The organism is Streptomyces sp. NPDC053673 (assembly GCF_055585225.1).
In genome coordinates this window covers 236771-248624 of sequence record NZ_JBVJKN010000002.1, presented here as the reverse complement: position 1 = coordinate 248624, position 11854 = coordinate 236771, and the positions used below count along the sequence as shown (strand labels likewise).

13 protein-coding genes are annotated in these 11854 nt (G+C 71.4%); 4 read left to right on the top strand and 9 right to left on the bottom strand.

The genetic code is table 11. The annotated features are described in order from the left end of the window. Positions 1–5 precede the first annotated feature (5 nt). The 4 genes from ACZ6ZQ_RS04370 to ACZ6ZQ_RS04355 form a co-directional block, all read right to left on the bottom strand. A complete protein-coding gene (locus tag ACZ6ZQ_RS04370; protein ID WP_453660774.1) occupies positions 6–491 on the bottom strand; it encodes an ATP-binding protein in 486 nt (161 codons plus the stop codon). 386 nt (positions 492–877) lie between these two features. Next, entirely contained in the window at positions 878–1753 is an 876-nt protein-coding gene (locus tag ACZ6ZQ_RS04365; RefSeq protein ID WP_469767036.1) for an acyl-CoA dehydrogenase family protein, read from the bottom strand. Positions 1754–1759: 6 nt separating this feature from the next. Continuing rightward, a complete protein-coding gene (locus tag ACZ6ZQ_RS04360) occupies positions 1760–2893 on the bottom strand; it encodes an acyl-CoA dehydrogenase (RefSeq protein ID WP_469767035.1) in 1134 nt (377 codons plus the stop codon). Beyond that, entirely contained in the window at positions 2893–4086 is a 1194-nt protein-coding gene (locus ACZ6ZQ_RS04355) for an amidohydrolase family protein (RefSeq protein ID WP_469767034.1), read from the bottom strand. Before ACZ6ZQ_RS04355 ends, ACZ6ZQ_RS04360 begins: the two co-directional genes overlap by 1 nt. A 141-nt stretch (positions 4087–4227) precedes the next feature. Between ACZ6ZQ_RS04355 and ACZ6ZQ_RS04350 the strand changes: the two genes are divergently transcribed. Beyond that, the gene (locus ACZ6ZQ_RS04350; protein ID WP_469767033.1) at positions 4228–5805 is read left to right on the top strand and encodes a class I adenylate-forming enzyme family protein; all 1578 of its coding nucleotides are present in this window, start codon (positions 4228–4230) and stop codon (positions 5803–5805) included. A gap of 10 nt (positions 5806–5815) precedes the next feature. Then, the gene (locus ACZ6ZQ_RS04345) at positions 5816–6238 is read left to right on the top strand and encodes a TOBE domain-containing protein (protein WP_469767032.1); all 423 of its coding nucleotides are present in this window, start codon (positions 5816–5818) and stop codon (positions 6236–6238) included. 162 nt (positions 6239–6400) lie between these two features. Here the strand turns inward: ACZ6ZQ_RS04345 and ACZ6ZQ_RS04340 are convergent, their stop codons facing one another. Then, a complete protein-coding gene (locus ACZ6ZQ_RS04340) occupies positions 6401–6922 on the bottom strand; it encodes an EF-hand domain-containing protein (protein WP_453660781.1) in 522 nt (173 codons plus the stop codon). A gap of 38 nt (positions 6923–6960) precedes the next feature. Beyond that, positions 6961–7335, bottom strand: a complete 375-nt coding sequence (locus ACZ6ZQ_RS04335; protein WP_469767031.1) for an STAS domain-containing protein — start codon at positions 7333–7335, stop codon at positions 6961–6963. Between the two features lie 220 nt (positions 7336–7555). On the opposite strand from ACZ6ZQ_RS04335, the gene ACZ6ZQ_RS04330 reads away from it, so the two are divergent. Further along, the gene (locus ACZ6ZQ_RS04330) at positions 7556–8137 is read left to right on the top strand and encodes a sigma-70 family RNA polymerase sigma factor (RefSeq protein WP_469767030.1); all 582 of its coding nucleotides are present in this window, start codon (positions 7556–7558) and stop codon (positions 8135–8137) included. After that, a complete protein-coding gene (locus ACZ6ZQ_RS04325; protein WP_469767029.1) occupies positions 8134–9378 on the top strand; it encodes a maleylpyruvate isomerase N-terminal domain-containing protein in 1245 nt (414 codons plus the stop codon). Before ACZ6ZQ_RS04330 ends, ACZ6ZQ_RS04325 begins: the two co-directional genes overlap by 4 nt. Positions 9379–9437: 59 nt before the next feature. Here the strand turns inward: ACZ6ZQ_RS04325 and ACZ6ZQ_RS04320 are convergent, their stop codons facing one another. The 3 genes from ACZ6ZQ_RS04320 to ACZ6ZQ_RS04310 all read right to left on the bottom strand — a co-directional run bounded on the left by ACZ6ZQ_RS04320 (position 9438) and on the right by ACZ6ZQ_RS04310 (position 11755). After that, positions 9438–10325, bottom strand: a complete 888-nt coding sequence (locus ACZ6ZQ_RS04320; RefSeq protein WP_469767028.1) for an XRE family transcriptional regulator — start codon at positions 10323–10325, stop codon at positions 9438–9440. A 29-nt stretch (positions 10326–10354) separates the two neighbouring features. Beyond that, complete coding sequence (gene purU, locus ACZ6ZQ_RS04315; RefSeq protein ID WP_469767027.1) at positions 10355–11206, bottom strand: formyltetrahydrofolate deformylase; 852 nt, start codon at positions 11204–11206, stop codon at positions 10355–10357. Between the two features lie 102 nt (positions 11207–11308). Continuing rightward, positions 11309–11755, bottom strand: coding sequence for an SCO4402 family protein (locus ACZ6ZQ_RS04310; RefSeq protein WP_469767310.1), 447 nt, complete (start codon positions 11753–11755; stop codon positions 11309–11311). Between the last annotated feature and the right edge of the window lie 99 nt (positions 11756–11854).

Below are 11854 nucleotides of genomic sequence, written 5' to 3'. Positions count from 1 at the left end.
GCGCGTCAGGCCGTGCGCGTCGTGACCGCGCACGACGGCTCACCCACCAGGAGCGGCGGTACGCCCACCGGGCAGGCGGTGCCCCGCGACGCGGACCGGTCCACCTCGCACCAGATGCTCTTGCCGGCTCCTTCGGGCTGCCAGCCCCAGCGGTCGGCGAGCCCGTCGACGAGCTCGAGACCGCGGCCGTTGGTGTCGTCGCCCTCCGCGTGGCGCGGCCGCGGCGGACGGGCGCTGGTGTCGGCGACCTCCACCCGGACCGTGCCCGCCTCCGCCGCACCCGACCCGAACAGCATCCGCAGCACCGCCGGGCAGCCCGTGTGGACCACGGCATTGGTGACCAGTTCGGAGATGAGCAGCACCAGCGTCTCGGCCAGCGGCTCGTCGTCCCCTATCCCGGACCCCGCGAGCCGCGAACGGGCCCACCTGCGGGCCCGTCCCACCTCCGCGGGATCCGGCCCGACCTCCAACTGAACCTGAAGCACCTGCACCGCTCACACCATCCGAACCGGCGGACACATCGCCTCGCGCCTCACAGCCATCACGGAACGTGATTTCCTTGCGAGACAGCATGGTTGACGTACAGTCACCGCAACAAGCGCTTCGGGCATATTCCAGCGCGAAGGAGTATGCGTGGTGCATACTGTGCGACGCACGCTGCGGGGAGTCGAACACCCTGTGCGAGCGGCGCATTCTTCTCCGGCGGCCACCCTGGTGTCGGGCCGGAGGTTCGGGGGCCACACGGCGGAGCCGCACCTATCGCGGTCCCCGGGACAGCACGCATCTCGCACCCGACGGAGCGTACCCGAGGGCAGCCCCGACTCCGGGCCGTGACGACCCCCTCGAAGGACACAACCCGATATCGACGCACGGTGACTCATCGGAGTGCGGCCGCCAGCAGCTCCTCGGACTCGGCTGCCGTCTGCCACAGCCCGGCGCGCACCCAGGCCCGCTTGAGGTGCAGATGCACATCGGCCTCCCAGGTGAAGCCCATGCCGCCGTGCACCTGGAGGCAGTCACGGGCGCCCCGTACGGCCGCCTCGTCGGCGAGCAGTTTGGCGCCCGCCATCTCGACGGGGTCGGCGGTCACGGCGGCCGCGTAGACGGCGGTACGGGCGAGCTCGGTGCGTACCAGCATCTGGGCGCAGAGGTGCTTGACCGCCTGGAAGCCGCCGACGGGCCGCCCGAACTGCTCGCGCTCCTTCGCGTATCGCACGGCCAGCTCGGTGGTGCGGCCGGCGGAGCCCAGCTGCTCGGCGGCGGTCAGGAGGGCGGCCTCCGGGTGCTGTCGTGCCGCCGCCGGCACCCGGTGCAGCGGCGTGAGCGGATCGACGGACCGTACGGGAACGGCGCCTTCCGTGTCCCCGACCACCGTGTCGGCCTCCCCCAGCCACGCCACGAGCGCGCCGTCCGCCATGGCCACCACGGCCTCCCCGGTCGCCGCCCCGGGCACCGTGCCCGCCGCGAGATGCGTGGCCACCAGCGGACCGGGCAGCAGCACCCGCCCGGCCTCCTCGAAGGCCAGCACCGCGTCGGGCAGTCCGAGCCCGACGCCGCCCTCCGCCTCGGGCAGCCGCAGCGCGAAGAAGCCGGCGTCCCCGAGCTCCCGCCACAGCGCCCGGTCCAGTACCGGACGGTCCAGTACGGGACGGTCCACGGCGGCGCGCAGGGCCTCGCGGCCGAAGCGGGCCTCCAGCAGCTCCCGTACGCCCGCCCGCAAGGCGCGCTGGTCGTCGGTCAGTTGGAAGTGCACGGCCGGTCACCGTTCCTTCGGCAGGCCGAGGATCCGCTCGGCGACGATGTTCTGCTGGATCTGGGAGGTGCCGGCGGCGATCGTGTACGACAGCGAGGAGAGACGGTCCAGGGTCCAGTCCCGGGACAGGTCCAGCGCATCGGGGCCCAGGACCTCGGCGGCCGCGTCGTACAGCTCCTGGCGGGCGTGCGAGTAGCGGAGCTTGAAGACGGAGCCGCCGGTCCCCGGCACCCCGCCGGTCCGCGTGGCCTCACTGACGTTCCACTGGGTCAGCCGCCACAGCGCGCCGAACTCCGCGTTCAGCCTGCCCAGCCGGCGTCGCAGCACGGCGTCGTCCCAGCGGCCGTTCTCGCGCGCCGTGCGCGCCAGCTCGCCGAGGGTGCGGCGGCACGCGACGACCTCACCGACGAAGGCGGTACCCCGCTCGAACGACAGCGTGACCATGGTGACGCGCCAGCCGTCGTTCTCCTCCCCCACCCGGTTGGCCACCGGCACCCGCACCTCGTCCAGGAAGACCTCCGCGAACTCCGTGGACCCGGCGAGTGTCCGCAGCGGCCGTACGGTGATGCCCGGCGCGTCCATGGGCATCGCCAGCCATGAGATCCCGCGGTGCTTCGGCGCGTCCGGATCCGTCCGGACGAGCAGTTCGCACCAGTCCGCCACCTCCGCGTGCGAGGTCCAGATCTTCGACCCCGTCACCACATAGGCGTCGCCGTCGCGCACCGCCCGGGTCCGCAGCGACGCCAGGTCCGACCCCGCGTCCGGCTCGCTGAACCCCTGGCACCAGATCTCGTCGCCGCGCAGGATCGGCGGCAGCCAGCGGGCCCGCTGCTCCTCGCTCCCCTCCGCGGCGATCGTCGGCCCCGCGTGCAGCAGCCCCACGAAGTTCGCGCCCACGTACGGCGCTCCGGCCTTCTCCGTCTCCTCCAGGAAGATCAGCCGATGGGTGGGGGAGGCGTCCCAGTGCAGTTCGCCGTAGCCCGCGTCGTACAGCGCCCGCTGCCAGCCCGCGTCGTACGCCCGCCGCCCCGGCCAGTCGTCCGGCGAGGGCTTCGGTGGCAGCTTGGGCTGCACGACCGCGAGCCAGTCCCGCAGCCCCGCCCGGAAGTCCTCTTCCTCCTCCGTGTACGCGAGGTCCATCAGCCGAGGTCCAGGCCCAGCATCCGGATCGCGTTGCCGCGCATCAGCTTGTGGACCGTCTCGTCGTCGAGGTCCTTCACATGGTCGAGCGCGACCTCCTTCGTGTGCGGGAAGGTCGAGTCGACGTGCGGATAGTCCGTCTCGAACGTGGCGTTGTCCCGCCCGACCACATCGAGCGAGGCGACCCCGTGCTTGTCGCGGAAGAAGCAGCAGAAGATCTGCCGGTAGTAGTACGTGGACGGCGGCTCCGGGATGAGATCGCGCACTCCGCCCCACGCCCGGTGTTCCTCCCACACGTCGTCGGCGCGTTCGAGCGCGTACGGGATCCAGCCCATCTGCCCCTCGCTGTACGCGAGCTTGAGCGCCGGGAACTTCACCAGCACCCCGGAGAAGAGGAAGTCCATCATCGACGCCATGGCGTTGTTGAAGGACAGCGACGCCTGGACGGCGGGCGGCGCGTCGGGCGAGGCGGCGGGCATCTGCGAGGACGACCCGATGTGCATGTTGACGACCGTCCCGGTCTCCTGGCAGACCGCGAAGAACGGGTCCCAGTAGCCGGAGTGGATCGACGGCAGCCCCAGATACGTCGGGATCTCGGAGAACGTCACGGCCCTGACCCCCCGCGCCGCGTTCCGCCGGATCTCCGCGACCGCCAGGTCGATGTCCCAGAGCGGGATGAGGCAGAGCGGGATCAGCCGGCCGCCGCTGTCGCCGCACCACTCCTCCACCATCCAGTCGTTGTACGCGCGCACGCACGCCAGCGCGACCTCCTTGTCCTTGGCCTCGGCGAAGGTCTGGCCGCAGAAGCGGGGGAAGGTGGGGAAGCAGAGGGAGGCCTCGACATGGTTGACGTCCATGTCCTTGAGCCGCTCGGCCGGGTCCCAGCAGCCGCGCCGCATCTCGGCCCGGGTGATCCCCTCCAGCGTCATGTCGTCGCGGTCGAATCCGACGGCGGCGATATTGCGCTTGTACGGGAACTGCAGGTCCTCGTAGATCCACCAGTCGGTCGGCGGCCCGTCCGGGTCCATCGTGATCTGGTACTTGCCGCCGACGTACGCCAGCTCGCCGATCCCGGCGGTGAGCGGCTGCGGCCCGCGGTCCCGGTACTTCGCCGGCAGCCATGTCTCGAAGAGATGCGCGGGCTCGATCACATGGTCGTCGACGCTGATGATCCGAGGCAGTTCCCGTTCCATCGGGCCCCTCCGTTGTCCGGCTGTTCTGACGGGTCGTCAGATAGCAGGCTAGCCCCGCACCCCTGGACCGACAAGGCGACGGGCCTTACGCTCTCCGCACGATCTGACTGTCCGTCAGTTTCAGCCGGAGCCGGAGGGGACATGAACGAGACCGCACACGCTCTGGGCGCCTCCCGCACACTCTGGGAGCTGATCGACCGCCGCGCCGCGCTCACCCCGGACCGCACCGTCCTCATCCAGGACGACCGGAGCCTCACCTTCGGCGGGCTGCGGACGCGCTGCGAGCGCGTCGCCGCCGGGCTGTACGGGCTCGGCGTACGGCCCGGCACCGTCGTGGCCTGGCAGCTGCCCACCCGCATCGAGACGGTCCTGCTGGCCGGGGCACTCGCCCGGATCGGCGCCGTGCAGTCCCCGGTGATCCCCTTCTACCGGGACCGTGAGGTCGGCTTCGCCCTGCGCACGTCCGGGGCGGAGTTCTTCGCGGTGCCGGGCGAGTGGCGCGGCTTCGACCACACGGAGATGGCGCACCGGATCGGCGCGCGCGGCGTCTTCGAGGCGTACGACGACCTGCCCGAGGGCGACCCTTCCGTACTGCCTCCGCCGCCCGGTGGGGGTACTCCCCCTGGCTACGCCGGGGGCACCCCCACCCAGGCCGAAGGCTCCGGGGGAGGCACGTCGGTGCGCTGGATCTACTGGACGTCCGGCACCACCTCCGACCCCAAGGGCGTGCTGCACACGGACCGTTCCCTGATCGCGGGCGGCTCCTGCCTGGCCCACGCACTGCACCTGACGCCCGACGACGTCGGCTCGATCGCCTTCCCCTTCGCCCACATCGGCGGCGCGGACTATCTGGTGATGCTGCTGCTGTACGGCTTTCCCGCCGTCCTCTTCGAGAAGTTCGCACTGCCCGAGGCGCTGGACACCTACCGCAAGCACGGCGTCACCACGGCCGGCGGCTCGACCGCCTTCTACTCGATGTTCCTGGCCGAACAGCGCAAACAGCCCGGGGAGCCGGTCGTCCCCACCCTGCGGCTGCTGGCGGGCGGCGGCGCCGCGAAGCCGCCCGAGCTGTATCACGCGGTCGTACGGGAGATGGGCGTGCAGCTCACCCACGGCTACGGCATGACCGAGGTGCCGATGATCACCATGGGCTCCCCGGACGACACCCCGGAGGACCTCGCCACCACGGAGGGGCGGCCCCCCGAGGGCATGGAGATACGGATCGTCGACGGCGAGGTGCGGCTGCGGGGCGAGGCGGTCTGCCGGGGCTATCTGGACCCGGACCAGACCGCGGCCGTCTTCGACGCCGACGGCTTCCTGATCACCGGGGATCTGGGACACCTCACGGAGTCCGGCCATCTCGTCCTGACCGGCCGCCTCAAGGACATCATCATCCGCAAGGGCGAGAACATCTCGGCCAAGGAGATCGAGGACCTGCTCCACGAGCACCCGGGGGTCGGCGACGTGGCGGTGATCGGCCTGCCGGACGCGGAGCGCGGGGAGCGGGTGTGCGCGGTGGTCGAGCAGCCCGGGGGCTCGGCGCCGCTCACTCTGGACGAGGTCACGGCGTATCTGCGCGACGCGGGCCTGTCCGTGCACAAACTGCCCGAGCAACTGGAGGTCGTGGACGCGCTGCCGCGCAACGACACACTGCGGAAGGTGCTCAAGTACAAGCTGCGGGAGCGGTTCACTGGGGCGGACGCGACATCCACGACATGAACGGCGCGACATGAGCCTCAGCATCCGCAACCAACTGCCCGGCACCGTGATCGCGGTCGCCACCGGACCGGCGATGGCGACCGTCAAGATCCGCCTCGACAGCGGCCAGGAAGTCACCGCGGCCGTGACCGCCGACGCCGTCGCCGACCTGGGCATCTACCCGGGCGGCAAGGTGAGCGCGCTGGTGAAGGCCAGCGAGGTGGCTCTCGCGACGGCTCGCGTGGAGGGCCTGAGCATCCGCAACCAACTGCCCGGCACCGTGACCTCGGTGACCCCGGGCGCCGCCATGGCGACGGTACAGATCGCGGTCGACGGCGGCTCGACCGTGACCGCCGCGATCACCAAGGAGGCAGCCGACGAGCTGGGGCTGGCCGACGGCAGTTCGGTGGTCGCGCTCATCAAGGCGACGGAGATCTCGCTGTCCACCGCGTGACTGCACACCCTGACTCCACCGCCCGGCTGCACAGCCCGGTCGACAGCCCGGCTCCACAGTCCTACGAGGGCTTCGCATCGCGGTTCTTCGCTCGCTCCCGCGCCGACGGACGTCATGGAGTGCCGGACGCCAGGTCTCCCCGGCGACCGGCACCCACGGACGTCACGGAGTGTCGGGCTCCCCGGTCACGTAGTACGCGGCGAACGCCGCCAGGATCTGCTCCTCGCTGATCCTGCCGTCGCCATCCGCGTCCAGCGCGGCGGCAACCGCCGTGCACCGGTCCGGCTCGACGCCGAGGACCCGGAGCACCCGCTCGGTGCTGTCCCGTGTCACCCCGGCACCGTCCTCGTCGGCGATGGCGATCACCGCGTGGAGGAAGGGCCGGGCGATCTCGGCGAAGCGGTGGGGGTTGTCGCGCAGCCGCTTCACCGCGCCGGTGACGAACTCCTGGCGCGTGACCCGCTGGTCGCCGTCCACGTCGGCGATGCCCGCCATGCCCTGCCAGAAGGCTTCCGCGCCCGAATAGAGGGCCTGCCCCTTGTCGGAGCGTGCGGTCGTACCGAATTCGGCGAGGAGCGCTGCAGCCGCCTTGCTGAAGTCCGCACGGTCGATGTAGCCGTTGCCGTCCTGATCGAACTCAGCGAACCTGTGGGCGATCTTGCGCTCGTATTCTGCGCTGTCCATGCGGGGAGCGTACGACGTCAGAGCGGTTCGCGCGCAGGTTACGCGGAGAGCGGCCGCGCCTCGTCCCCGGTGGCGGCGGCCACGTCCTCGTACACGTCGAACAGCCGGCGCACCCCCAGGGCCGCCAGCACCCGGTTCACATGCGAGCCGTCGACCGCGCCCCGGGCCGGGAGTATCAGCCGCAGCCGGCCCCGGCAGGAGCGCAGCAGCCGCCGGGACGCGATCAGGACCCCCACGCCGCTGGAGTCGCAGAAGAGCACCTCCGAGAGGTCCAGCACCAGATCGCGGCGGCCGATCGCCACGGCGTCATGGACACGCCGACGCACCACGGGAGAGCTCACGAGGTCCAGTTCGCCGTGTATGTGCAGCACGGTCCATGCGCCCAGCTCGGCCTGGTCCACCTTGAGCGTCACGCGAGGCCCTCTCGTCACACCGGTCCCGAACCGGAAGTCGCGGTTCCTTCCGCCGCTGCTGCCCCGCTCCATCCGGATGAAACCCCCTATCAGCCCGCCGCTCCCCTGGCACGTACTTGCCACAATGGGGCGTGCGTTTCCGGCGTCGCGCACTACATTCGACAGAGCGACGGGACAGACAGGCCGGAACAGGCAGGCCGGGACAGGTTGGGGGCGCCGTATGGCAAAGGACACACCACCCCGCTGGGACCGCAGGATGCAGCAGCGACTGGCGCGGGGCGAGGCCGCCGCGCTCGGAGAGCTGTACGACCGGTTCGCCTCTCTCGTGCACAGCCAGGCCCATCGCGTACTGGAGGACGACGCCGCGGCGGACCGCGTCACCCGGGAGGTGTTCGGGTACGTGTGGGAGAACCCCGACGCATACGACCCGAAGCAGGGTTCGATGCGCTCCTGGATGGCCCGCCTCACCCACCGCCAGGCCGTGCACAGGCTGCGCGAGCAGGAGCAGGCGGCGCACGAGCAGAGCGGCGGGGGCACGGCGGAGGAGCTGGAGCAGAAGGTCCGCCGCGCCTCGGTCGCCGCCCGCGCCGACTACATCGTGACGTCGATGCCGGCTCCGCTGCGGGCCGCGCTGGAGCTGGCGTACTTCCAGCGCAGGGACTACCGGCAGACCGCGGCCGACCTCGGGGTCACCGAGGACGAGGCCCGCCGCAGACTGCGGTTGGGTCTGCAGCTGCTGTCCACGGCGAACACGCGCCCGCTGGAGGGCTCCTCCCCGCCCGGATTCGGACGCGGCCTGTGAGCGGGCCACCGGACGGCGGCCGCGGCCCGCAGGAGCCGGACGACGCGCCGGACCCGGCGCCGCGCATACCGGGGCCGCGCGCGGCGGGGGACGACCTCTCGCCGCCGGCCGTGCTGCCCTCACCGCCGGCCGAGCCCGCCCCGCCCATGCCCCACGGCGTCCTGAAGTCGCTACTGGGCGCGTGGGCGCTGTCCGCGTGCTCCGCCGAGGAGACGGCGGCCGTGGAGGAACACCTCACCTCCTGCGCGCCGTGCGCGGAGGAGGCGCTGCGGCTGCGCGACGCGGTCGGTCTGCTGCACACCGACCGCGATCTGGACCTGGACCCGCTGCTGCGCTCCCGGGTGCTGGAGAACTGTCTGGGCCGCCGGCCGGCCCGTATCCCCGTGCCCGCCTGGGCCGTTCCGTACGACGCGGAGACCGCCCGGCTCGACGCGCTGCTGCGGGACATCGGCGACTCGGAGTGGCATGCGCCCGTGCGGCTCAAATGGTTCGACGGCGAGGAGGCGGTGAGCCGCAAGACGACCGTCGCCGGTGTGATCGGCCACCTCATGTCCGTGGACGGGCTGGTCGCCTCGGCCCTCGGCCTCGACGACCCGGCCGGCCCCGACGCGCCGCCCTCCCCGTCCGAACGCACCGAGCAGTACTGGCGCTCCTCCCACTTCCCGCCGACACGCAGAGTGCGCGAGCCGTGGCGCGGCCAGAGCCACACGCTCGTGCGGACCGTGTCGTTCGCCGGGCGCGGGGTTGCGGAGCTGTCGGTCTCGTACGGGGACTTCGCGCTGCCCCTGCGGGACTCGATGCTCGACCGGGCCTTCGAGTGCTGGGTGCACGCGGACGACATCGCCAACGCGGTGGCCTATCCGTACGAGCCGCCCAGCGCCTCCCACCTGCACCACATGATCGACCTGGCGGCCCGGCTGCTCCCCGCGGCCCTCGCCGCCCGCCGCCGCACGGGCCTCGCGGCCCCGCCCCGCCGCCTCGTCACGGCCGGCTCACCCGGCCGCACGCTGCACCTGGAGGTCGAGGGTGCGGGCGGCGGCCACTGGTACATCGCCCTGGACTCGCCCGCCGCCATCGGCGACCCCGACCACACCGTGGCCCAAGTCGCCCTCGACGGCGTCGAATTCTGCCAACTCGTCGCCGGCCACGTCTCGCCCCACGAGGCAGCCGCCGGCCAGGACGGCGACCGCGAGGCCATCCGCGACGTCCTCTTCGCGGCGGCGTCCTTGTCCCGCCTCTGACGGGACAAGGAGCTCCTTCTCCGACCAGACGAACGAGTCCGGCCGCTGCGGGGGGGCGGTTATGCAAGGGCGCCGACACGGTGGGCGAACGCTCGTATGCCGGGGAGGGTGCGGTCGTGCCGCATGAGACCGGCGGCCATGGTCCGTACCGAGTCGCGGCGGACCTCCTGGTGCGCTTCTTGCTCGGCGGCCAGGAGTGCGTGGTAGCAGCGGTCGGGCTTGCCCCATTGGCCGAAGGCACGGGCGACGTCAATCCAGTATCGGGCCTGGCGTTCGGTGGTGGGCAGGGCAGCGGCATCGATGCGTCGGGCGTGCTCGATGGCTTGGCCTGCGTCGCCGAGCAGGTGGCTGATGGAGACCCGGTGCAGCAGAACCTGGCTGGGGCCGAAGACGGTGCCGCGTAGCAACGCGTCGTGGCCGAGTTGCCCGGCGGTGGCCTCGGCCTCGGCGATGAGGGCGTGTGCGGTGTGCCGGTCGCCTTGCTTCGCTGCGGTGTAGGCGGCGGTGGCGTACAGGTTGCCCTGGACGGACAGCCGTTCGACTGCGTCGGTGGTGCGGTCGGTGGTCAACTGCTGGGCAGCGGTGACTGCGACGTCGGTGGCACGGGCGTAGTGTCCCTGGCGGCGCCAGGCGGAGGAGACCATACGGTGGGCCTCGGCGACGGTGAGGGCGTCCGCGCCGTCGAGTGCCGCGGTGAGGGCCCGGTCTGCGGTGACGGCGGCCAGGCCGTCTTCGCCGAGTTTGATGCAGAGACGGGTTGCGGTGGTGTAGAGCTCGGCGACCGCGGTTGCCGCCTGCTCCGGGTGCCCGTCAGTGCCGAGAGCCTGGGCGAGCGCGATCCGGGCCGGGAGTACGCGGGCGAGAGTGTCGTAGCGGCAGGCGCTGAAGTCCTGTCGCCGACCGGGGCTCGGGGGCGGCAGCCACCGGAAACACACCTCCCGCCGCATCCCGGCGGGGTCCGCAGGGGACGCGGCCCCTACGCGAAGACGACCGTGCGGCGGCCGTTCAGGAGGATCCGGTGCTCGGCGTGCCACTTCACCGCACGCGCCAGCGCCTGGCACTCGACATCGCGGCCGACAGCCACCAGCTGCTCGGGGGTGACCTCGTGGCCCACCCGCTCGACCTCCTGCTCGATGATCGGGCCCTCGTCGAGGTCGGCCGTCACATAGTGCGCCGTCGCACCGATCAGCTTCACACCACGCGCGTGCGCCTGGTGGTACGGCTTCGCACCCTTGAAGCTCGGCAGGAAGGAGTGGTGAATGTTGATGATCTTGCCGCTCAGCTGCTTGCAGAGGTCGTCCGACAGCACCTGCATATAGCGCGCGAGCACCACCAGCTCCACGTTCTCCTCGCGCACCAGCGCGAGGAGCTCCGCCTCCGCCTCCGCCTTGTTGTCCTTCGTCACCGGAATGTGGCGGAAGGGAATGTCGTACGAGGCGACGAGCTCAGCGAAATCCGTGTGGTTGGAGACGACCGCCGCGATGTCCACCGGCAGCGCGCCGATCCTCGACCGGAACAGCAGATCGTTCAGGCAGTGACCGAACTTGCTGACCATCAGCACGACCCGCATGCGCTCCTCGGCGCGGTGGATCTGCCAGTCCATCGCGAACGAGTCCCCGACGGCGGCGAAGCTGGCCCGCAGCTTGTCGACGGTCACAGGCGCCTCGGCGGCGAAATGCACCCGCATGAAGAACAAACCCGTGTCGCGGTCTCCGAACTGCTGGCTGTCCTCGATGTTGCAGCCGGTGATGAAGAGATAGCTGGAGACGGCATGCACAATGCCCTGCTTGTCCGGGCAGGAGAGCGTGAGGACGTACTGGTCGGTCATCCTCGTAGACTGCCATACCCCACGGACACCGAAGGCCACGAGTCCGTCAGGCGGACCGGGTCATGCGGACCGGGTCATGCGGACCGGGTCATGCGGACCGGGTCATGCGGACCGGGTCATGATGCGCAGGACCTCCAGGGATCGCGGCGGCGCGTCCGGGTCGTCCCCGTCGCTCGTCGCCAGCCGTACGTGCGCTTCGCGCGCCGCCCGTACGGCCTCCGGCCAGCCGTGGTGCTCCATGTACGCCGACACGGGAGCGTCCGGGCCCACCTGGTGCATGATCCGCAGCACCCGCAGCACGGCCACGTCCACGAGCGCGGCCTCACCCGAGTCCCGGAAGATCGTCCCGACGTACTTCTCGGCGGACCAGTTGTCCAGCCAGGTGTCCTCGACCAGCCGGTACACGGCGTCGGTGACATCGCCGTACCCCTCGTGGCCTGCCAGCCAGGTTTCCTGGTGGAAGACGGGGTCGGAAAGCATGTGCAGCGCCGAGCGCACATTGCTGCGCCAGCGCCACCAGGGCATGTCATTGAGCGGCATGTCGCCCATGGTGGAGGAGCGACGGCCGCGGCGGGAAGAGTTCATTGACGTTCACCTCGTGAGCTCGGTCCTTGCGAGCTCCGCCACGAGGGTCAGCACCGAAGCTTG